General features: G+C 57.3%; 23 protein-coding genes. 14 read left to right on the plus strand and 9 right to left on the minus strand.

Annotation, left to right across the window (positions count from 1 at the left end; genetic code table 11):
* Positions 1-147: 147 nt before the first annotated feature.
* On the plus strand, positions 148-1,998 hold the full coding sequence (locus tag OVA03_RS15450) for an ABC transporter transmembrane domain-containing protein (protein ID WP_267525923.1): 1,851 nt from the start codon (positions 148-150) through the stop codon (positions 1,996-1,998).
* Positions 1,999-2,211: 213 nt separating this feature from the next.
* Here OVA03_RS15450 and OVA03_RS15455 read toward each other — a convergent pair whose 3' ends face one another.
* From OVA03_RS15455 to efp, 3 genes are all read right to left on the minus strand, one after another.
* The gene (locus OVA03_RS15455) at positions 2,212-3,183 is read right to left on the minus strand and encodes an SMP-30/gluconolactonase/LRE family protein (protein ID WP_267525924.1); all 972 of its coding nucleotides are present in this window, start codon (positions 3,181-3,183) and stop codon (positions 2,212-2,214) included.
* Positions 3,184-3,260: 77 nt separating this feature from the next.
* Positions 3,261-4,058 (minus strand): inositol monophosphatase family protein, encoded by a 798-nt coding sequence (locus tag OVA03_RS15460; protein ID WP_267525925.1) that lies wholly within the window; start codon positions 4,056-4,058, stop codon positions 3,261-3,263.
* 156 nt (positions 4,059-4,214) lie between these two features.
* Complete coding sequence (gene efp, locus OVA03_RS15465) at positions 4,215-4,784, minus strand: elongation factor P (RefSeq protein ID WP_267525926.1); 570 nt, start codon at positions 4,782-4,784, stop codon at positions 4,215-4,217.
* Positions 4,785-5,013: 229 nt separating this feature from the next.
* On the opposite strand from efp, the gene OVA03_RS15470 reads away from it, so the two are divergent.
* Positions 5,014-5,694, plus strand: coding sequence for a hypothetical protein (locus tag OVA03_RS15470; RefSeq protein WP_267525927.1), 681 nt, complete (start codon positions 5,014-5,016; stop codon positions 5,692-5,694).
* 7 nt (positions 5,695-5,701) lie between these two features.
* On the plus strand, positions 5,702-6,901 hold the full coding sequence (locus OVA03_RS15475; RefSeq protein WP_267525928.1) for a hypothetical protein: 1,200 nt from the start codon (positions 5,702-5,704) through the stop codon (positions 6,899-6,901).
* On the opposite strand, the gene thiE is transcribed toward OVA03_RS15475, so the two are convergent.
* Positions 6,873-7,517 carry a thiamine phosphate synthase gene (gene thiE, locus OVA03_RS15480; protein WP_267525929.1) on the minus strand — a complete coding sequence of 215 codons (645 nt, stop codon included), beginning with the start codon at positions 7,515-7,517 and terminating at the stop codon, positions 6,873-6,875. The two genes, OVA03_RS15475 and thiE, sit on opposite strands and share 29 nt — an antisense overlap.
* Positions 7,518-7,759: 242 nt before the next feature.
* Here thiE and OVA03_RS15485 point away from each other — a divergent pair, with 242 nt between their 5' ends.
* The 4 genes from OVA03_RS15485 to OVA03_RS15500 all read left to right on the plus strand — a co-directional run bounded on the left by OVA03_RS15485 (position 7,760) and on the right by OVA03_RS15500 (position 10,792).
* On the plus strand, positions 7,760-7,945 hold the full coding sequence (locus OVA03_RS15485) for a (2Fe-2S)-binding protein (protein ID WP_189486327.1): 186 nt from the start codon (positions 7,760-7,762) through the stop codon (positions 7,943-7,945).
* A 51-nt stretch (positions 7,946-7,996) separates the two neighbouring features.
* On the plus strand, positions 7,997-8,485 hold the full coding sequence (gene bfr / locus OVA03_RS15490; protein ID WP_267525930.1) for a bacterioferritin: 489 nt from the start codon (positions 7,997-7,999) through the stop codon (positions 8,483-8,485).
* Between the two features lie 256 nt (positions 8,486-8,741).
* Positions 8,742-9,704, plus strand: coding sequence for a class I SAM-dependent methyltransferase (locus tag OVA03_RS15495; RefSeq protein ID WP_267525931.1), 963 nt, complete (start codon positions 8,742-8,744; stop codon positions 9,702-9,704).
* Positions 9,705-9,772: 68 nt separating this feature from the next.
* The gene (locus tag OVA03_RS15500; RefSeq protein WP_267525932.1) at positions 9,773-10,792 is read left to right on the plus strand and encodes an alpha/beta hydrolase; all 1,020 of its coding nucleotides are present in this window, start codon (positions 9,773-9,775) and stop codon (positions 10,790-10,792) included.
* 334 nt (positions 10,793-11,126) lie between these two features.
* Here the strand turns inward: OVA03_RS15500 and OVA03_RS15505 are convergent, their stop codons facing one another.
* Positions 11,127-11,714, minus strand: a complete 588-nt coding sequence (locus tag OVA03_RS15505) for a hypothetical protein (RefSeq protein WP_267525933.1) — start codon at positions 11,712-11,714, stop codon at positions 11,127-11,129.
* Between the two features lie 210 nt (positions 11,715-11,924).
* Here OVA03_RS15505 and OVA03_RS15510 point away from each other — a divergent pair, with 210 nt between their 5' ends.
* Entirely contained in the window at positions 11,925-12,560 is a 636-nt protein-coding gene (locus tag OVA03_RS15510) for a DUF433 domain-containing protein (RefSeq protein ID WP_267525934.1), read from the plus strand.
* Positions 12,561-12,579: 19 nt separating this feature from the next.
* On the plus strand, positions 12,580-12,879 hold the full coding sequence (locus OVA03_RS15515; protein ID WP_267525935.1) for a DUF5615 family PIN-like protein: 300 nt from the start codon (positions 12,580-12,582) through the stop codon (positions 12,877-12,879).
* A 127-nt stretch (positions 12,880-13,006) separates the two neighbouring features.
* Here the strand turns inward: OVA03_RS15515 and OVA03_RS15520 are convergent, their stop codons facing one another.
* Positions 13,007-13,873, minus strand: a complete 867-nt coding sequence (locus OVA03_RS15520) for a GGDEF domain-containing protein (RefSeq protein WP_267525936.1) — start codon at positions 13,871-13,873, stop codon at positions 13,007-13,009.
* Positions 13,874-14,114: 241 nt separating this feature from the next.
* On the opposite strand from OVA03_RS15520, the gene purE reads away from it, so the two are divergent.
* Positions 14,115-14,606: a 5-(carboxyamino)imidazole ribonucleotide mutase gene (gene purE, locus OVA03_RS15525; RefSeq protein ID WP_267525937.1), complete on the plus strand. Its 492-nt coding sequence runs from the start codon at positions 14,115-14,117 to the stop codon at positions 14,604-14,606.
* On the plus strand, positions 14,606-15,691 hold the full coding sequence (locus OVA03_RS15530) for a 5-(carboxyamino)imidazole ribonucleotide synthase (protein ID WP_267525938.1): 1,086 nt from the start codon (positions 14,606-14,608) through the stop codon (positions 15,689-15,691). Before purE ends, OVA03_RS15530 begins: the two co-directional genes overlap by 1 nt.
* Positions 15,692-15,937: 246 nt before the next feature.
* Here the strand turns inward: OVA03_RS15530 and OVA03_RS15535 are convergent, their stop codons facing one another.
* On the minus strand, positions 15,938-16,603 hold the full coding sequence (locus OVA03_RS15535) for a COQ9 family protein (RefSeq protein WP_267525939.1): 666 nt from the start codon (positions 16,601-16,603) through the stop codon (positions 15,938-15,940).
* A 285-nt stretch (positions 16,604-16,888) separates the two neighbouring features.
* On the opposite strand from OVA03_RS15535, the gene rpsU reads away from it, so the two are divergent.
* The 3 genes from rpsU (at position 16,889) to OVA03_RS15550 (ending at position 18,423) form a co-directional block, all read left to right on the plus strand.
* Positions 16,889-17,125: a 30S ribosomal protein S21 gene (rpsU, locus tag OVA03_RS15540; RefSeq protein WP_189486557.1), complete on the plus strand. Its 237-nt coding sequence runs from the start codon at positions 16,889-16,891 to the stop codon at positions 17,123-17,125.
* Between the two features lie 104 nt (positions 17,126-17,229).
* A complete protein-coding gene (locus OVA03_RS15545; RefSeq protein WP_189486338.1) occupies positions 17,230-17,634 on the plus strand; it encodes an acyl-CoA thioesterase in 405 nt (134 codons plus the stop codon).
* Between the two features lie 249 nt (positions 17,635-17,883).
* On the plus strand, positions 17,884-18,423 hold the full coding sequence (locus OVA03_RS15550; RefSeq protein WP_267525941.1) for a hypothetical protein: 540 nt from the start codon (positions 17,884-17,886) through the stop codon (positions 18,421-18,423).
* A gap of 16 nt (positions 18,424-18,439) precedes the next feature.
* Here OVA03_RS15550 and OVA03_RS15555 read toward each other — a convergent pair whose 3' ends face one another.
* On the minus strand, positions 18,440-19,201 hold the full coding sequence (locus tag OVA03_RS15555; RefSeq protein ID WP_267525942.1) for a hypothetical protein: 762 nt from the start codon (positions 19,199-19,201) through the stop codon (positions 18,440-18,442).
* 63 nt (positions 19,202-19,264) lie between these two features.
* Entirely contained in the window at positions 19,265-19,753 is a 489-nt protein-coding gene (locus OVA03_RS15560; RefSeq protein ID WP_267525944.1) for a DUF1801 domain-containing protein, read from the minus strand.
* Positions 19,754-19,756 lie beyond the last annotated feature (3 nt).

The raw sequence follows: 19,756 nt of genomic DNA on the forward strand, positions 1-19,756 counted from the left end.
GTTCCTTGATACGTCCGGCCAGCATGTTCGCGGACGCGCAAAAAGGGTTAAGCAGCACAAGGACCATCCTTGCGCCGAAATCCAGATCGGGGTCATTACATCATGAGCCGTTGCGGTGCAAGCCATTCCTCTGTAAACAGCGCCGTCATGCAAGCTAGCTCATCTCCGTCCCCCGACACCGCCGTAACTGACCGCCCCGGATCGGGCAGCGAACTGGTCTCGCAATTGTCGCAAGCCGCCGGTGGCCGCGCCAAAACCCGCGACCTTAGCCCCCTGAAACGGCTGGTGCCTTACCTGTTGCGGCAAAAGGTCGATGCCGGGTTTGCGGTGCTGTTTCTGCTGCTGTCGTCAGCCGCCACTCTGGGGCTCACCGGCGCGTCGCGCTTTCTGATCGATAACGGCTTTGGATCGGGCAATGCGGCGGAACTGAACCGCTGGTTTCTGGTGTTGGCAGGGGTGGCGATCATGCTGGCCATATCCACGGCCTTGCGGTACTATTATATTACCAAACTGGGTGAGCGGGTGGTTGCCAATCTGCGCAAAGACGTGTTTGGGCATATACTTAGCCTCGATCCCGGCTTCTTCCTGAAAATCCGTACTGGCGAAGTGGTGTCGCGCCTGACGACTGATCTTCAGATCATCGATACGCTGGTGTCATCGGCCATTTCGATCGCGCTCAGAAACGCCCTGAGTTTCATTGGGGGGGTGACGCTATTGATGTTTGTCAGCCCCAAACTGACCGGCCTGGTGCTGTTGATCTTTCCGTTCGTGCTGGTGCCGTTGTTTACTTTTGGGCGCAGCGTCGGGCGGTTAACGCGCAAGTCTCAGGACAGTTTCGCGCAGGCCGTCGGTTTCGCCGCGGAAACGCTCGATGCGCTGGAAACCGTGCAGGCCTTTGTGCGCGAAGCCTTTGCCAAGACCAGGTTTTCCGGCGCGGTCGATGAAGCCTATGCGACCTCCCAACAACGGATGCGGGCCCGCGCCATTATGACCGCGCTGGTGATCTCGCTGGTCTTTGGCGGAGTGGCGTTTGTGCTGTGGCTGGGAGCCAATGCGGTCATGGACGGCGACATGACCGAAGGCGCGTTGATCCAGTTCGTGATCCTGTCGGTATTGGTGGCGGGGTCGGTAGGCTCACTGTCCGAGACCTGGGGCGACGTACAAAAAGCCGCCGGCGCCATGAGTCGCGTGGATGAGCTATTGAGCACCGAACCGGGCATTAAGGCGCCTGAGCATCCGGTGGCCTTGCTATCGCCGCCGGTGGGCCATGTCCGGTTTGATAATATCGTCTTTGGCTATCCGTCGCGGCCCGATCTGCCGGTGCTGGATGGCTTTTCGCTGGAGGTCAAACCGGGCGAAACCGTCGCTCTGGTCGGGCCATCCGGGGCCGGTAAATCGACGGTGTTTAAGCTGCTGCTGCGCTATTATGAGCCGGTGAGCGGCCATATTTTCATGGACGGCGTCGATATCGCACAAGCCGATCCCAAGGCGGTGCGGGAGCGCCTGTCGCTGGTGGCGCAGGATGCGTCGCTGTTTTCCGGCTCGGCGGCCGACAATATCCGCTTTGGCAATGCGGCCGCGACCGACGACGATATCCGCGCCGCGGCAACCCGTGCGCAGGCTTTGACCTTTATCGAAGCCCTGCCCGAAGGGTTCAATCAGCCCCTGGGTGAACGCGCCAAATCGCTGTCCGGCGGGCAAAAACAGCGCCTGTCGATTGCGCGGGCCCTGGTGCGTGAGGCACCGATCCTGCTGCTGGATGAGGCGACCAGTGCGCTGGATGCCGAGAATGAGCGGCTGGTGCAGGCGGCCCTCAATGAGGCGATGACAACGCGCACAACCTTGGTGATCGCGCACCGTCTGGCGACCGTGCTTAAGGCTGATCGGATTGTGGTCATGGATGGAGGCAAGGTGGTTGAGAGCGGCACCCACGATGAGCTTGTGGCCCGCGGCGGGCTTTATGCGCGTCTGGCCGAATTGCAGTTTAACGCGGGGTAGTTTCTCCTCCCTATCGCAGATGGGGAGGTGGATTTTGAGGGCGAAGCTCTCAAAAGACGGAGGGGTATGGCGGTGACATGGCTACCGACACATACCTTAACGCGTTATCCTGACTAAAGGCAGAGACAAATATTCGGGCGGCGCTACCCCCCACCGTCTTTTTGGCTGTCGCCAAAAATCCACCTCCCCCAACAAGTTGGGGGAGTATAAGGGTCAGCCCCCAAACTTGTTGGTTGGCAGGCCCGTATGACCGTGCAAGAGGGACGGGGACACCTCAAACAGCGCACCCGCCACGGCCTTATCCGGCGCACCGTCAGGCAGGAATTGCGCTGCGGAACTGACGTACAGGTGATCCAGCTTATCGCCGCCAAAGGTCAGGCTGGTGATCTGGCTGGCGGGCAGTTTGACCTGAAAATCAAACTTGCCGTCCGGGAAAAAGCGGCTGATGCGCCCGCCGCCGTAATGGGCGATCCACACCCCGCCCTTGACGTCTGTCGCCATGCCGTCTGGCCCGCCCCAGCCATCGGCTTCATGGGTTTTAAAATCCACAAACACCTGCTTGTTGGACAGCGTGCCGTCTTCGGCGACATCAAACACATAGACCACTTTGTCAAAGGACTCGACGTGCCACAGCCGCTTCAAATCGGGACTAAAGGTCGGGCCATTGGTACACAGATATGGTCCGTCAACCTTGGTAGCTTTCAGATCGTTATCGACCCTGTAAAAGGCCCCGACTTTTTCCGACCAGGGCAGGTGCATGGTGCCGGTCCACAGGCGGCCTTTGGCATCGACCTTACCGTCATTGAGGCGGGTATCTGTGCGGTCTTCGGGTTTGACCAGCAGGTTGAAAGCCGAACTCTTTTCATCGAACGCATAAACCCCGTCGCTTAGGCCCGCGATCATGCCGCCACTTTTGCGTTCGGCCAGATAACAGACGGGTTTCGGCGCATCCCATGTTTGCAGGGCTTTGGTTTTGAGGTTCAGGGCATAGATTTTCTGGGCAGCGATATTGACCCAGAATATCCGGCCGGTATCCGCCGACCACAAAGGCCCTTCGCCGAGCAGGTCGCCTGCACCACCCAATATGCGGATGCCGCTATCAGCCAAGGCGGTGATCGGGGCCGCACATACGGCAGCCCCCATTCCGAAAGCCATTTTCAGGCCCGATCGACGTGTAATCATCATAGCGCTTCCCGTAGACATTTTTCGTTATGTTAGCGCTACATTGGCAGGCCGAGCATAAGAAATGTCAAGGGCAGGTTTTAGACTGCGCCGATCTTCAGCTTATCCAGCAGTTGCGGATAGAGCTCTAAGTTGGTGGCCAGCAATTCACCGGTTTTCATCGGCGAGTCGTCGTTCTCAATCGAGGTAACCTTGCCGCCCGCTTCGGCCACCAGCAACAGCCCCGCGGCCATGTCCCACGGCTTTAGACCGCGTTCCCAGTAGCCGTCATACTGACCGGCAGCGACCATGGCCAGATCGAGCGAGCAGGCACCCATGCGGCGGATGCCGGCGGTGCGTTGCATGATCTGGTGCAGTTCTTTCAGGGCCTGGGTGTGACCGGCCTTGCCAATGAATGGTAATCCCGTGGCAATCACGGTTTCGTCCAGTTGCTTACGCGATGAGACGCGCAGGCGGCGGTCGTTATGATACGCGCCCTTACCCTTTTCGGCCCAATAAAGGTCATTGGTGATCGGGTTATAGGTGACACCGGCGACGATCTCGCCGCTGCGCTCCAATGCGACCGTGCAGGCAAAATGCGGGATGCCGTGCATGAAGTTGGTGGTGCCATCGATCGGGTCGACAATCCAGGTGTGGGATTTGTCGGTGCCGTCTATCATGCCTTGTTCTTCGCCGAGGAAGCCATAGCCGGGGCGCACGCGGGTCAGTTCTTCAAACAGGGCGGCTTCGACGCGCTTATCGGCGGCGGTGACGAAATCGCCGGGGCCTTTGCGCGAAACCTGAAGCTCGGTGACTTCGCCGAAGTCGCGTGAGATGCCCTTCAGCGACTTACGCACCGAAGCGACCATGACCTGGATGAGGGAGGATTGCAGGATCATGTGAAATTCCTTTTATACTCCGCCCGTTTTACGGGGGAGCCGGGTGGCCGGAGCCGGGAACCGCGAAGCGGGGGAGGGGGCTTCCAGCCGTGGATGCCCCCTCCGTCATTTCGCAAACTCAATGACACCTCCCCCGCGCGCAGGGGAGGAAAAGTATCAGTCTGCGCGCTTCATATATTCGCCGTTTTCGGTGGCGACGACGATGCGCTCACCCACGCCCATAAATGGCGGGATCATGACGCGCATGCCGTTGGAGGCCTTGGCGGGCTTATAGGAAGATGACGCGGTCTGGCCCTTGATGGTAGGCTCGGTTTCCACGACCTCAAGGATCACGGTGTCAGGCAGGGTAATCGAGATCGGACGTTCATCGTGGAATTCCAGGATCACGACCATGCCGTCATGCAGGTACTGGATCTGGTCTTCGCCGACCCAATCCTTATGCAGGCTGATTTGTTCGTAGTTTTCCTGATCCATGAACACCAGCATGTCGCCCTCTTCAAACAGGTAGAGGTGATCTTTCTGCTCAAGGGTAACGCGATCAACGGTGTCTTCGGAGCGCAGACGCTCATTCAGCTTGGTGCCGGTGATCAGGTTCTTCAGCTCGACCTGAGCAAAGGCGCCGCCCTTACCGGGCTTTACGTGCGCAGTCTTCACGACGGTCCACAGACCGCCCTGATATTCGAGAACCATACCGGGTTTGATGGTGTTCGCGTTAATTTTGGGCATGAGATACGACTTGTCAAAGAAAAGAGCCGCGCACCACGCGCAGCCGAAAAAAGCTTGCGCGCGTTACTACGCGCAAAGGGCCGCAATGGCAAGGGGGCGATCCTGTAGGTTCGCCTAAGCTGGGAAAGCGCTGTTTAGGGATGTGCAATAGTTTAGCTTTAATGACGACGTGAGTTGTGCGGCCTTCCTCCTCCCCACTGCGTAGGGAGGAGAAGATAAAGGGTTAAGTATGGGGCTTAAGGCGGGCCGTTTGATTGTTGGGGTTTTGGCGTTGGCCGCCTGTTCGCGCCAGCCTGAGCCCGAAGAGCTGGGGCCCGGCGCGGTGGCCGAACGCGCCATAAGCGAGGCCGCTATGTCCGCAGGCGTGTCCGAGAACAATATCCTCAACTGCACCGTGCCGGTGTCCAAAGGCTTAAGCGCCAAAGCGATAACCGATATCTATCGCGGGCAGGCGCGCATCAATATCATGCGCGGCCTTGAGGGTGAGGTGTCGCGCACCGTGGTTTTGTACCCCAAGATGCCGCAGCGTCGGGGCGAGGTGTGGTTCTGGGACGCCGCCATGACGCAGGTGTCGGATCTGTCCCTGGCGCCCACTGCGACGGACTGGGTGGGGCCCGGCGGCGTGCGGTTGGGGGCAACACTGAAAGCCGTGGAGACCGCCAATGGCAGGCCGTTTGTGTTGATGGGCTTTGGCTGGGAAGCGGGCGGCACGGTGGTCGATTTCAGGGGCGGTAAGCTGGCGCACCTTGATGGCTGTGCGCTGAAACTGCGCTTTGGTGTACCGGATAAGGCCGCCTTGCCGGAAGGTTTAAGCGGCGATCATCCGCTGCGCAGTGACGATAAAGCGTTTGCAGAGGTCGCGCCGGTGGTGTCGGAACTGCGCTTAACCTGGCCGCAAGGGGCTGAGTAGGGGAAATATGGAAAACCTGAATTATCCTTATATTTACAGGCCATCAAGTGGAACGAGCGTGCAGATTGTTCTGCTAAGCCCTGTCTTGATTTTTATGTATTTTGCTTTCGTGTTTTTTGGCGTTGATGCGCGGCCTTTGGTTCAGTTGTTCATTGTGGCAATAGTTTTACTCTTGGTATTTGCAATCGTGTATTCGTCTATGTTGCTTGGTCGAGGGTACTTAGAATTATACCCCGATTATCTGGAATACTGTCGCATCTATGAAGTTCAGCGCATTGAACGCTCGGATATAGCTGCCTTTAAATGGGGGCCGAGCCGGAGCGGCATTGGCTCGATAATAGTAGGTTTAAAGAATAAATCCAACCTCGTGAATGTCCCCTATTTTGGCGATCGGGATAGTAAGCTTACAGATTGGTTTTCGGTATTTCCTGATCTGGATGAAACGACAAAAGCGACGCGCGAACGACTTCTGCTGGATAATCCGGCCTTTGGGACGGATGAGGCCGCTCGCGTTAAAAAGATCCGCTATGACAAAAATACGATTATTGGGGCGGCGGTTCTGTCAGGTCTGATATCCGGTTCTGCGTTTGTGTTTTTCAAAATACACGATGTCCTGCTTTATATCTGTATCGTGATCCCGGTTCTGGCCGTGGCCGCCATATGGTTATCGCGGGGCCGGTGGGCGGTCTATAGTGACGGCCTTCCGGCAAAGCTGAACCTAAGCTGGGTGATGTTCTGGCCGGTAGTTCCGTTAGGTTTTTGGGGCTTTCATGCGGGACGACCAGTCAATGAATGGGCCATACTGGGCTGGGCATTTATTCTGACCTGCGTGATCTTATGGATTGTGTGTACATCCCGCGACGGCAAAGCCAAATGGTATCTCGCCGTCGCCTTCGTCCCGCACTTTATCTATGCCTTTGGTGCCTTGAGCCTGATCAACAGCCTTCCCGCGCGTGAGGCCAAAATTTACGAGGTCGTGCCCAGCGAGGTGAAAGCTGGCACGGGCCGGAAAAGCTCCAGCTATGTCGTGTTGCCTCCGTGGGGGCCTGTGACCGAGGTGCAGAGGGTGGGCGTCAGCCGCAGTTTCGCCAAATCACTGCGGCACGCCGAACCGGTTTGTGCTCATCTATATACCGGAGCCTTGGGCTGGCCGTATTACAGCGTTGATAAATGCACGCCTAAGCCAGCGCCGCCGTCAGGGCCTTGATGCCGGCGACCGGGCCGTCTGGGTGGTTCCAGACGCAGCCTGAGACCGCAATAAAGTCAGCACCGGCGGCGTAGATTTCGGCGGCGGTGTCGGCGGTGATCCCGCCAATGGCCACGCACGGGATTTCCATACTCTCCTGCCAGATGCTTAGGGTATCTAGCTCGGCCATATGAAGAACCTCTTTGGTCGTGGTCGGGAAAAATGCCCCGAAGGCCACATAATCCGCGCTGTTTTCTGCCGCTTCCATCGCCAGGTGGCGGCTATTGTGGCAGGTGATACCGATCATCGCCTCCGGCCCCAAAATCTGGCGGGCCTCTTTCAGCGACATATCGCTCTGGCCCAGATGTACACCGTCCAGTTTCAGTGACTTCACCAACGGCACCCGGTCATTCATGATCACCGCCACGCCGTGCTGATGGGCGATCGGCGTGATGGCTTTTGAAGCGGCCACAATCTCATAGTCGGTGGCGTCTTTCAGGCGGATTTGCAGGGCCGCTATGGGGGCGGCGTCTAGAACGGCCTCCAGATCGCGGGCAAAGGCGCTGAGGTCAGCGATCTTCGGCGGCGTGATCAGATAAATCTGGCAGGGTGTTCTGTAAGGGGCTTTTTGAGTCATAAGGTGTCCGATGACATATTTTTTAATGGGCGGCAAATCCATAAATTGCGATCTGTTGCCGCTTGTCCGGTAGCCCGTCGCCGCAAGTGGCGCGGTTAAGCGCTTAAAACTATTAAACTTTGCCACGCATTTGCATGAATCTTTGACACGCATTCTCAAAAACCTTGCGAATGCGTCTGGCTTAAGCTATATGAGACTTGTTCGCATAGTCATCCGCTCATATACGGCTGTAAGGTTACCTCGTGTACGTTTGTAATTGTAACGCAATTCGCGAAAGAGATGCTAAATCTGCGATTTTATCGGGGGCCATTACTCCTAAAGCCGTTTTTGACCATTGCCAGACCCGCGCCCAATGCGCCAAATGCGTCTGCGACATTCGTCAGATGATTGCCGAGCAGCAGTCGGTCATGGCGATCGCCGCGGAATAGGCGCGCAAGAGACATTGCCGCGCCTTTGACATTTATGCGAAAGGCGCCGCTATGAAGGGCAATCCCGACATCATCAAATTGCTGAACAAGGTTCTGACCAACGAACTGACAGCGATCAATCAATACTTCCTCCATGCGCGGATGCTGGAAAACTGGGGCCTTTATCACCTCGGCCGGATCGTCTATCAGGAATCGATCGAAGAGATGAAGCATGCCGACATGCTCATCAAGCGGGTCTTTTTCCTTGAGGGCCTGCCGAACCTTCAGGACCTGAATAAGCTGCGTATCGGTGAGACGATTACCGAATGTCTTGAAGCCGACCTGTCGGTCGAAACCCGTGGGCATCTCGATCTGGTGGCGGGCGTTAAATATTGCGAAGACCATGCCGATTACGTCAGCCGTGAACTGCTGAAGAAGATACTGTCCGATACCGAACATCATATCGACTGGCTGGAAACCCAGCTTAGCCTGATCAAGCTGATGGGCGAGGCCAACTACCTGCAAAGCGCGATGAAAGAAATTGAGTCCGGCGAGGGCTGATTTCTACTCCTCCCTACAACGTGGGGAGGTGTCGAGTTTACGAGACGGAGGGGTATCTTAGAAAGGTACCCCTCCGTCTTTTCGCTTTGCTTAAAGACACCTCCCCATGGAATGGGGAGGTGGGGTGCGCGCATAAGTAGCGAGAATTTATCAAAAATTTCGCGTTTTCATCTTTGACTTTTCGGTTCTGCCCCCTAACCTGTTGCCGTCAGCAAAAGGCTGTTGAAATAGGTGGAAAAGGTTTAATCTCTCAAAGATGGTATCCTTAACCAAAAGAGACTTTATCGGCATAGGCATCGCGGGCGCGGTGCTGACGGGCTCGACCTTCGGCGTCTATGCGTGCGTCAACCGCAAAAAGATCCCGCCGCCGCAGGACGGTGAACCGGTGGCTGCGGGTGAAGAAGGCACTCTGGAATGGGCCGTGGCCGGTGGCTGGCGCAACCCACTCAATAAGGCCCGCGACCCGTTTCGTCACCCCCTTGAAACCCTTAAGTTCTTTGGCGTTAAACCCGGCGATACCGTCATCGATGTCTGGCCCGGTGCGGGCTATATGACTGAGATTCTGGCCCCCTATCTGGCGCGTGGTAAGGGCAAATATATCGCCGCCCTGTTTGAAAACAGCGCCCCCGCCGAAGAGGCGTCTGAAACCGCAGAAACTGGCACAGAGACGGGGGCGGCGACCTCCAGTCAGGCCGTGGTCTCATTGGGTGAGCAATATACCCAGCATTTTGGCGAGAACAAAAAACTGTTCGGCGAAATCGGCATCACCGAATTCGGCCCGAACAGCACGGCCTTGGCCCCCGCAGGCACCGCCGATGTGGTACTGTTTTTCCTCAATATACATGACTGGATGGCGGCGGGGATAGCCGAGAAAGCCTTTGCTGATGCGTTCACAGCCCTGAAACCCGGTGGCACGCTGGCGGTCGAGCAACACCGCGCCGACATCGGCAACGTGCAGGACCCGGCGGCGACCTCCGGCTATGTGCAGGAACCGTTCGTCAAGCAACTGGCGACCGAAGTGGGTTTCACCTTTGTCGAAGCCTCTGAAATCAACGCCAATCCCAAAGATTCCAAGGATCACCCCTTTGGCGTGTGGACCTTGCCGCCTCAACGCTTGACAGCGAAGCGCGGAGAGCCTTCTAATCCTGACTTCGACGGGGCGCTCTATGAATCAATCGGAGAAAGCGACCGTATGACCCTGAAATTCAGGAAGCCTTAGACTACGGCCTCCGCAGATGAGAAATTTACGTGAGCCGCATAGCCGCCCTTTCGACCCAAGCGCCCTTGATGTCCATACCGGAGGCGATGTGCCCGCCGGGCGGGGCCGGGGAATGGTATCGTGGTGCGGGTGGTTTGAGATTGCGGCTGGGATATTGGGTGCCGACGGGCGGGGCGGCAGCCCAAGGTGAGCCGCGCGGGACCGTGTTCATCAGTCCCGGTCGCGGCGAACCCATTGAAAAATATTATGAAACCGTTCGCGATATTTTGTCGCGCAACTTCTGCGTCGTGGTTCATGACTGGCGGGGCCAAGGCCTGTCGGCGCGGCTGTTGCCGGAGCGGTTGAAGTGCCATGCCCGCACGTCGGATGAATTTCTGGATGATTTTCAGCGGTTGCTGGACGGGTTTGAAGACCGCGCCCCTAAGCCGTGGCTCATGGTCGGTCATTCGATGGGGGCAGCGCTCAATCTGGCGACCCTGATCAAGGGCGATGAGCGCATTTCGGGTGCGCTGTTGTCCAACCCCATGCTAAGGGTCAAGACGGGCAAACATACCCTGTGGTCGGTGACGTTTCAGTGCGACTGGAAGGTGGGTCACGGTCAGGCGACCGAATATGTCCCTGATTTGTTTGATGATCCGTTCGAGCATACGTTTGAGAACGATGCCCTGACCCATGATCGCCGGCGCTATGATATCTGGCAGGAGCAATTGTTCGCCTGCCCGCATCTGGCGGTCGGGACGCCAACCTGGGGGTGGCTGGCCTTCTGCCTCAAGATCGGGGAAACCTTGATCAAGGATAAGCTTAAACTGCTGAAAAAGGTCACGACCCCGATCACGGTCGTCTGCTCCGGTGAAGACAGCATCATCATGAAGGCCCCATCCAAGGCCTTTGCCAAGAAGCTGCCCAAGGGTAAATATGTCGAAGTGGCCGGATCGGATCATGAAATCCTGATCGAAATCGATGATTTCCGCGATCAGTTTTTCAGTGAATTTGACGCGCTGGCTGACATCGCCGCCCCTCGTGAAGGGGCGGTCGCGGATGAGCTTGAGGCGGAGTTCGACGGCCCGATTAAAGGTATGCAGGCATAGCAAGGGGCACGGCCCCTTGACCCGTTAATTGGAGCGGGTGGGACGGGACGCGCAATCTTCTCCTCCCTATCGCAGATGGGGAGCGGGGCGGCCCGTGCCGTGGCAGGCGCGTAGCGTCCTGACGGAGGGGTATTTTTTAAAGAAAGAGCCCCCACCACCCCTTTGCTGCGCAAAGCGGTCCCTCTCCCCAGTGCATTTTAGTGCGCTAACGCTGCGCTGCTTGAGCGCAATTGGGGAGGTGTAAATATGGGTGATTTTCTTATACCTCCCTGGCTTGCCGGGGAGGGGGACCGCACGAGCCGCAGGCGAGATGTGGTGGTGGGGGCTCTTAACTTTAACCGCTGCCGAAATCGGGGCGTTCCGTCGCGCACCAGTGCTGAAACGGGGCGTGCAGCGGGTCTTCGGTATCAATAAACCGGGGCAGAGGTGGCTCAGGTTTAGGAGACGGAACACAGTCGGGGTTCAGCCCGTTTTCCAACTCGTCCTCAAGCTCATCGGTAAAATGTTTCAAACCCTCATGCTGACGCAAGGCCTTGAGCGAGGATTTCAGGGCCGGAGTATAGGCCGGTTTAGGCGTAGGCGGCGCAATAGGAGTTGCGGCCTTGGCTTCAAGGGCCTCACGCTCAAGACGCATGCGGTTGAGCTTGGCCGCCCATTCGGCACGGCTTTTGGCGACATCGGCGGCGATCTCTTCGTCCGTGCGCGGTTTAGGATTGGCCCGCTCGGTGCGTTCAGCCTTATCGACGCGGGCATAGAGCCGCTCGATCAGCAAGCCGGTGCGCAGACCGCGTTCAACCTCTGCCACGTCCTGCGGCGGGGCCAGATCCTCAAGATGATCCAGCATCCGGTCGGCAAACGCACGCAGCTTCGCCCGCCGTTCTTCGGGCGTATAGCGTTCAGCCGTGTGCGTGTCGGATGTCATCCCCTAAGCATGGGGGAAACGCGAGGATAGGGGATAAGTCACTTCGCCTTGCCATTAGGCTGGCAAGCGGGACGGTTGTGGCTTACTTTTCCTAACGAACCTATCGATGTAGAGGCATGGCCGTGACTTGTGCTAGTTGATATGCTGAGTTTATTGTTACTCTTCGCAAACCATGATAAATGAACGATTCAATTAACGTAAGGCCGTTTTGTGACACCAGTCAAAGTCAAAGGCGCATATAGCGTTGAGCAAGTGTCACGCTTGACTCACCTTTCGCCTGCAAGATTGGCAGAGTGGGATCGTGCGGGCTTTTTTCCTCCGGAATTCGCTGAGGATAATAGACGATTGCCCTATAGCCGTATTTACTCATTTAGCGATGTAGTCGGCCTTAAAACGCTTCAAATATTGAGAGATAAGTGGAAAGTGCCAATGTTGCACCTCCGGGAGGTGGCGGATCAACTTGCTGCCGTATGCGAAAAACCTTGGTCTGAACTTCGATTAGCGGTTCTGAAAAATGAAGTCCTTGTTCTAGATGATTTAGGGCAAGGAGAAGCGGTTTTGAATGGGCAAAAAGCTTTAATAGAACTAGATTCAGTAATTGATGATTTGCACCGAGATATAGCCAGTATGCGCAAACGTCCCTCTGGTAGCGAAGGGAAATTAGAGCGGTCAAAATATGTGCTGCATAATGCACAAAGAATAGCTGGCACACGGATACCTGTGTCGGCTGTTATTCAATATCTTAAATCGGGAGCTACTGATGAAGAGATTATTGAAGCTTATCCGGATTTGACTTCCGAAGATATTGCAACCGTACGTGCCGTTGCGGCTAATAAAGCTGCTTAATAAACGAGGTCGGACGGGAGTGAGATTCTTAGCCGACCATAATTTGATAGAACAAATATCTCAATTTTTTGAAGCGCGTCAACATGACGTTTTGAGAGTTCGGGATGCTGTTGGAGCCGCTTCCCCAGATTTTGTCGTCGCGCAAGCTGCTCTAAGCGATAACAGGATATTGTTGACTCAAGATCGTGATTTTCGGACTCAACAGCGGCGTAACAGAGCAAATAGGCAGGTTATGGAGAGTGTGCACTTAATTCATATCTGTGATCTAGGGCCTGATACTTTGCGCCGTGTTGCAGATATTATTGATGTTATTGAATGAGAGGCCGAGCACCGCTTGGCATCAAACCAAAGAGTTCAGGTTTATGTTGAAGACAGGCGCGTAATTATTCAGAGGTGATTAATGGGGGCAGCGCCCAACATTCCGGGTGCAGGGGCCGTGCCCCTGCCTAGCGCGATGACTTTTTCATCAGGAACATAGCGGCATCGGCTTCGGACACCCAGGCTTCGGCAGTTTTCTGGCCTGAGAAGGCGCGCACCCCGAACGATCCGCCTACTTTAAGAAACAGGTTCTTGTGCGGGAAGGTGGCGATATTCAGTTCGGCCTCAAGCTTCATGGCCTTGACCTTGGCGGAGGCCAGATCGGCGTGGCGCAGCAGGATGGCAAATTCATCCCCGCCCAGCCGACCAATGCTGTCGCCTTCGCGGGTATTGGCCAGCAGCAGGTCGGCAACGTGGATCAGGGCCTGATCGCCTGCCGCGTGACCATAGGTGTCATTGATGAATTTAAAGCCGTCCAGATCAAGGAACACAAGGCACGCCTGCTGATCATAGCGGCGGCAGTCGGCCATGGCGCGGTGGACTTCGCGCAGGAAGGCGCGGCGGTTCAGCGTCGGGGTCAGAACGTCTGAGTCAGCCAGATTTTCAGTCTGGGCGAGGCGTTCCTGCAATATTTTGACACCGGCCTTAAGGTCGCGGTTCTGGCGCGTCAGGGTCTCGATCAGGCGTTTAGCCTCATCCGGCCAATGTTCGCGGGAAGGGTTTTCGCGTTCGCTTTTAACGGGTGCCGCGACGGGCTTAGGCGCGGGCGGGGTGATCTTGACCGGGCTTGCGGGCGCCGCAGCCTTGGGTGCATTGGAATTGGCCGCGGGCTGCGGGGTGATCTGCATTTCCTCGAAATAGGATTGCAGCAGGCTTTGCATCGATGCCGTCGAGGCGAACACGCTTTGGGGTTCCGCCGGTGTTACCTCCGCAGAGCCTTGACCGCCGCTTAGATTTTCGTGCGCGGTTTTATAATGCGTGGGGTCTAAACCCATAGACGATACTCTTATAGCCTGAGATGGGGAGGATATGCGGGCCCTGTGCCGACCTTAGCCGGTGATTGCGGCAACTATACCGCATCGCAATGGAATTGGGACAAGATTCTTTGGTTAAGAGAACAGGTTTTTGGGGGCGTGGATAAGTCGGAGAATAGTCCCGAAATCAGCACTTGCTACGGGGACGTTTCTCCCTATACTCCGCGCCTTTCCAAAAATGCCGTTAAGGACACCGCCGCACATGGCTACATCGCCGCAAATAGCCATCATCATGGGGTCCCGCTCGGACTGGCCGGTCATGAAGCATGCGGCCGAAATGCTGGAGAAGCTTGGCGTCGCCTATGAAGCGAAGGTGGTGTCTGCGCACCGCACGCCTGAGCGGATGGTGGACTTCGCCAAGGGCGCCAAGGCCGCCGGTTTCAAGGTGATTATCGCCGGTGCTGGGGGTGCAGCGCACCTGCCCGGCATGACCGCGTCCCTGACGCCTCTGCCGGTGCTTGGGGTGCCGGTGCCGGTGCGGGACGGCCTGAAAGGGATCGATTCGCTGTTGTCGATCGTTCAGATGCCGGGCGGAGTGCCGGTCGGGACCTTGGCGGTCGGTGAGGCGGGGGCGAAGAATGCAGGCCTGCTGGCCGCGCAGATTCTGGCGCTGAATGATGCGGATTTGGCGGCGCGGGTTGATGCCTTGCGTCAGGCGCAGACGGACGGCGTTCCTGAGAGTGTGGAAGATTAATGCGTCACGATAAATCCTTACCCCTTGGGGCAAAGATCGGTATTTTAGGTGATGGCCAACTGGGACGGATGCTGTCTCAGGCGGCGTCGCGTCTGGGGTTCAAGGTCGTGGTGTTTGGGCCTGATGCCGAATCACCGGCGGCCAGTGTGTCGGCCCTGTCGAAAGTGGCCCGCTATACTGACCTGGACGCGCTCGATAAATTTGCCGCCCAATGCGATGTCGTGACCTTTGAGTTCGAGAACATTCCGGTGGCCTCATTGGAGCATTTGCTGGCCGGTGGGGCGCGGGTCGCTCCTAATGCGCGCGCACTTGGCATAACGCAGGACCGGGTGAGTGAGAAAAGCTTTGCCCGTTCGGTCGGTATTCGTACGGTTGATTTCCATGAGGTGAACTCGCTGGCTGACCTGAAGGCCGGTGTCGCGCGCTTAGGCGTGCCGTCGCTGCTGAAAACCCGCCGCGAAGGCTATGACGGCAAGGGCCAGGTGTGGATCAGGGATGTGGCCGACATTGACGCGGCCTATGCAAGCCTTGGCGGGCGGGCGGCGATCCTTGAGGCCAAGGCCGATTTCGTGCGCGAAGTCTCGGTCATTGCCGCGCGTGGTTTTGGGGGGGAGGTCAAGACCTATCCCATCGGTGAAAACCACCATGTCGGCGGGATTTTATCGACGACCTTGGCACCGGCTTATGTGTCGGAATCCCTGCGCGAAGGTGCGGTCGAAATTGCCACCCGTGTGCTGGAAGGTCTTGAGTATGTGGGCGTTTTGGGCGTCGAATTGTTTGTGTTGAGTGATGACAGTCTTTTGCTTAATGAAATCGCACCCAGGGTTCACAATACGGGCCACTGGACGCAGGATGGGTGTCTGTGTGATCAGTTTGAGCAGCATATCCGTGCCGTCGCCGGATGGCCGCTGGGGGACACCGAGGCCCGTTTTCAGGTTGAAATGACCAACCTTTTGGGGCCGGACGTGCTGGCGTGGGAAAGCTTATCCGCCGAAGCGGGCGCACGGCTTTATGTCTACGGCAAGGATGAACCGCGTGAGGGCCGCAAGATGGGCCACATCAACCGGATCAAGGGAAGAGTCTAGGTCGCGCAAAAAAGTTATGGCGCTGGCGCGCCAGATACGTTTTTTGCGGGTAGTGTTACAGTGAGCCAAAGCCATCCGTTTCGGATAGCATTAAGGCGTCCCCCCCAAGAGCCCCCCACCGTCTCGTCGCTAACGCGCCGATCCACCTCCCCCAGTAAACTGGGGGAGTATAAAAAAGGTTATACCTCCCCGGCGTGCCGGGGAGGGGGACCATGAGCAAAGCGAAATGGTGGTGGGGGTTCTTGCTTAACTTTGTGCGGGTTCCGCCTTAGCCTTGCCGAAGCGTAAGGCGCCTAGCTTGGCGGCGATATCGAGCAGGGTCTGTTCGGGTTTGAAACCAGATTTGGCTTTAAACTTTTCATAAGCCATGACCGCGTCGATATTTCGCGCGATCTGGTCGTCCTGTGCGGCCTTGCCTTGCGCCAGTCGGGTGGTCAGCGCCGTGGTCAGAATCCCCGATACAATCAGCCGCTTGGAATAGTGGTTTTCATCCAGCGCCTGATCGCCAGCCTTGCGCCAGATCATGTCGGCGCTGTCCCACACCAGAGATTTCAGCAATCCCAGATGCTGCGGCAGCATCAGATAACCGAACAGGCGGTGGGTGACCGATTCTTCAACCGCGGCCTGATCCAGCCGCGCGGTTAGCAAAAAAGATATCTTCTCACGCACCTTCATGCCCATCATGTCGGTGGCCTCAACCACGGCCAACCAAGCCGCATCATGGCTGCGCCACAGTACAGCCGCGATATCGCGCGGCCCGTTGGGGCAGATCAGGTCGGATTCGGCGGGTGTCAGGCCGATATGGGCGGCGGCGCGGCGCAAACTCGTGCTATTGAGGCCCAAATCCGGCATCAATTTCGCGGTGGCGGCAGCCAGATCGGCTTCGAGGGCTTTGAGGGGTGAGGTCGTCATGGCTCCAAAGATACCCCTAAACCCCCGTCGCGCCAAGGGATTGGTAGCCGTGTGCGGCATTATGGCAAATTTCGCGCGAAATGCGCTTTTTCTTGTGCCAGTTTGGCTAGACTCCTTGGTTGGGTTGTTGTATGTGCACTCCCCTACATGCCCGCAGACTGGTGTTTGCGGGTTTTCAGATTTTAATTGACCACGGTTGCTATCGCTTCATTCAGAGGGGCTGGTCGTAACCAGTCGCCGATCCGGGCAAGCCCCTCGGCATCAAGCAAGAATGGAGAGATTCCTCTGGTTCAGATTTTTGTCCGTGACAACAACGTCGATCAGGCCCTGAAAGCCCTCAAGAAGAAGATGCAGCGTGAAGGTTCCTTCCGCGAAATGAAGCGTCACGTACACTATGAGAAGCCCTCCGAGAAGCGCGCCCGTCAGCAGGCTGAAGCCGTGCGTCGCGCCCGCAAGCTGGCCCGCAAGCGTCTTCAACGCGAAGGTGGCGCGCCTATGCCCGCCCGCCCAGCGCGCGCTTAATTTACACCGCGCCTAAAGACACGTAATCTATTGCAGATATAAAAGCGTTGTGATCATCTGGTTGCAACGCTTTTTCTATAAGTTTAAACTGAGACGCCCGACCCATGTCCAACGACGCCCCTGACGCTATCCCTGAGCCCGGCGAGTTTGAACTGGCCATCCGCTCGATCGCCATGCCGTCCGATACCAATCCGGCGGGTGATATCTTTGGTGGCTGGCTGATGTCGCAGATGGACCTGGCGGCGGGCAATGTCGCCGGCCGGCGCGCGCGGGGCCGCTGCGCCACGGTGGCAGTGGACCGGATCGTGTTTCTGACGCCGGTGCATGTCGGTGATGAAGTGACGGTCTATGCCCGCCTGATCTCCACCGGCCGCACGTCGATGAAGTTTGAGGTCGAAGCCTATCGCCGCTCGCGCGACGGCGATGAGCGCATCAAGGTAACTGAGGCGGTGTTTACGTTTGTGGCGATTGATTCCGGCGGTCGCCCGCGGCCACTTCCACACCACTAAACTTAAAGTCCCTCGCCGGGCGGTGGCTCCGCCACCTTGGCCGCCGCCGCAATGGCGGCTTGAGCGTAATGATTCCTTGAAAATCATTACGCTCTAAATCTCCACCCCGGATCAACTTCAACTTCCCCTTCTGGTAAACAAACAATTGACCGCAACCCAAAGCCCTGACATCTTGCCGATACATAAATGTGCCCAAAATGGGGCAAGCCTGTAACCCTAAGCGTACAGGTTTTGGGGGTGAGAAAACCTATGGCTCAGACACGTTTTAGCGATGTGATGCGGCGCTGGCTGCTGGAGTGGGATGACGAAAAAACCCGTCGGGCCTTGGTGAGCACACTGGCGGTTTTGTTGGGCTTACTGCTGGGGATGGTGCTTCAGACCATTTTCAAGGAAGTGGGCGATTATCTGTTTCCGCCGCCGCCGCTGCTGGACATGGTTACCCCCGAAGAGCGGCTGGAGCTGATGAGCACCATACCGTCGGCGGCCTTTGTCATCACGCTGGTGTCGTGGGCGGTTGGGGCCCTGTTTGGGGCCTATGTGGCGGTTCGGGTCGCCAAGACCGGGCAGTATCCCGGCTGGATCGTCGGCATACTGCTGTTTGCCGGTGATCTGATGACCATCATTTCCACGCCCCATCCGATGTGGTTCAACCTGATCAGCGTGCCGTTGGTGGCCGTGTCGGCCTTTGTCGGCGCCTGGCTGGGCTATGTCGTGCTGCATCAGCAGTATGTGCGCGCCCAACGCCGCGCCGCCGCCCGTCAGGACGCCGCCAGCCAAGAGATTGCTTAGGGGCTATTCAGCCTGATCACTTGTTATCGATTTCGATGCGCTGAGGCACACGCTCGAAATTGAGCGTCGCAGCCTCCGGATAATCGGACGGGTAGAAATAGGGCGTGCCGGACGGGTATTCGCCCTTGGTGGTCACCGGCAAGGTTTTGACCTGACCGTTTGACAGGGTGACCGTGCCCTTACCGGCGCCAGCAAAGAACACCCGGTCGGGCAGAGAAATCAGCATGGCGGCGGGGCCAGCGGCTTTTTTGCCGACGGTCTGGGTCTGGTTGACGGCCTTGGTCATGTCAGCGGCCGACAGGGTGCGGGCAGGGGCTTGCGTCGAATAGACCTTAAGCTTCATGGCCAGCGAGACATTGTTCGGGCCGGTCGCCACCACCACCGCATTGCGGTTGAGCTGCGCCAGCGTCGGCAGGGGCGTGATGCGGTTGTCGGGACCAAGGGTCAGCTTGGTGAGGTTGGCGCCGTCCTTAAGCTTGAAATCGAGGGCGCTGACGGGGACATGCTTGACGCGCACCACATAGGCCAACTGGATCTGATCGCGCGCCGAGGCGGGTTGGCTCAAGAAGCCTTTGAGCAACGGAAACAGGCGCGAGGCAGGGACTTCCTTGGTCTCAATCTGACCCACAGGGGCGGCCTCCGCAATCTGAGGCGACAAAGCGACACCCAGCGCCGTCAGACCGAACATGGCGGCGGCCAGAAATGAAGTCTGCGGGGCCGCTAGGGCTTTCGAGGATAAGGCGCGGGCGGCGGATTTGGTGTGCATCATCGTTTCCATGGTTCGTCTTTACAGGCGTCATATGACCATAGTTGGGCTGAATGGAAGATGAACCCCTAAAATTCAGTTTTGACGCGCATTTGATTCCGAAAACCGCCTAACACTTTTGGCTACACCGAACTTCGTTTCGGAATGCGCTTTGTAACGTGATTTCATCGCCTCATAGCCCCAGCGGATCAAAGTCCGCAGCCGGTCACTATCCACATCCTTCAACGATTTGAGGTAAAGGCACGATACGCTGGCCTTATACTTGCCTAAACCGTCCATAAGGTCGGGACGCTCAGAAAATCCCGGCATGATGTAGAGTGTCAGATTGGCGGCCCGCGGCGAAAAGCCAGTGAGGGGCCAGTCGGCGGGCTTTTTCGGGTTTTTCATATCGGTGTAGCAGCCATAGCCCACAATCGACGGCCCCCACATGACGGGCGGCTCTCCGGTGACCTCGGCAAACAAGGTGAGCAAAGTCTCACAATCCGCGCGCTTTTTCGGATCGGGTATGCTGGCGACGAAGGCGCTCGGATCAGCATCGGTGGGTTGGGTTTTAAGCTCGGCCATGAT

Source organism: Asticcacaulis sp. SL142, assembly GCF_026625745.1.
Taxonomy (GTDB): Bacteria; Pseudomonadota; Alphaproteobacteria; order Caulobacterales; family Caulobacteraceae; genus Asticcacaulis.

Excerpts from the sequence above, each read along its gene's own strand:
- OVA03_RS15550 (WP_267525941.1), top strand. The coding sequence starts at position 17,884 with ATGGCTCAGACACGTTTTAGCGATGTGATGCGGCGCTGGCTGCTGGAG.
- OVA03_RS15545 (WP_189486338.1), top strand. The coding sequence starts at position 17,230 with ATGTCCAACGACGCCCCTGACGCTATCCCTGAGCCCGGCGAGTTTGAA.
- OVA03_RS15450 (WP_267525923.1), top strand. The coding sequence starts at position 148 with ATGCAAGCTAGCTCATCTCCGTCCCCCGACACCGCCGTAACTGACCGC.
- OVA03_RS15470 (WP_267525927.1), top strand. The coding sequence starts at position 5,014 with ATGGGGCTTAAGGCGGGCCGTTTGATTGTTGGGGTTTTGGCGTTGGCC.
- OVA03_RS15460 (WP_267525925.1), bottom strand. The coding sequence starts at position 4,058 with ATGATCCTGCAATCCTCCCTCATCCAGGTCATGGTCGCTTCGGTGCGT.
- thiE (WP_267525929.1), bottom strand. The coding sequence starts at position 7,517 with ATGACTCAAAAAGCCCCTTACAGAACACCCTGCCAGATTTATCTGATC.
- bfr (WP_267525930.1), top strand. The coding sequence starts at position 7,997 with ATGAAGGGCAATCCCGACATCATCAAATTGCTGAACAAGGTTCTGACC.
- OVA03_RS15520 (WP_267525936.1), bottom strand. The coding sequence starts at position 13,873 with ATGGGTTTAGACCCCACGCATTATAAAACCGCGCACGAAAATCTAAGC.
- OVA03_RS15560 (WP_267525944.1), bottom strand. The coding sequence starts at position 19,753 with ATGGCCGAGCTTAAAACCCAACCCACCGATGCTGATCCGAGCGCCTTC.
- OVA03_RS15500 (WP_267525932.1), top strand. The coding sequence starts at position 9,773 with ATGTCCATACCGGAGGCGATGTGCCCGCCGGGCGGGGCCGGGGAATGG.
- OVA03_RS15535 (WP_267525939.1), bottom strand. The coding sequence starts at position 16,603 with ATGACGACCTCACCCCTCAAAGCCCTCGAAGCCGATCTGGCTGCCGCC.
- OVA03_RS15530 (WP_267525938.1), top strand. The coding sequence starts at position 14,606 with ATGCGTCACGATAAATCCTTACCCCTTGGGGCAAAGATCGGTATTTTA.
- OVA03_RS15555 (WP_267525942.1), bottom strand. The coding sequence starts at position 19,201 with ATGGAAACGATGATGCACACCAAATCCGCCGCCCGCGCCTTATCCTCG.
- OVA03_RS15475 (WP_267525928.1), top strand. The coding sequence starts at position 5,702 with ATGGAAAACCTGAATTATCCTTATATTTACAGGCCATCAAGTGGAACG.
- OVA03_RS15455 (WP_267525924.1), bottom strand. The coding sequence starts at position 3,183 with ATGATGATTACACGTCGATCGGGCCTGAAAATGGCTTTCGGAATGGGG.
- OVA03_RS15505 (WP_267525933.1), bottom strand. The coding sequence starts at position 11,714 with ATGACATCCGACACGCACACGGCTGAACGCTATACGCCCGAAGAACGG.
- OVA03_RS15495 (WP_267525931.1), top strand. The coding sequence starts at position 8,742 with ATGGTATCCTTAACCAAAAGAGACTTTATCGGCATAGGCATCGCGGGC.
- efp (WP_267525926.1), bottom strand. The coding sequence starts at position 4,784 with ATGCCCAAAATTAACGCGAACACCATCAAACCCGGTATGGTTCTCGAA.
- purE (WP_267525937.1), top strand. The coding sequence starts at position 14,115 with ATGGCTACATCGCCGCAAATAGCCATCATCATGGGGTCCCGCTCGGAC.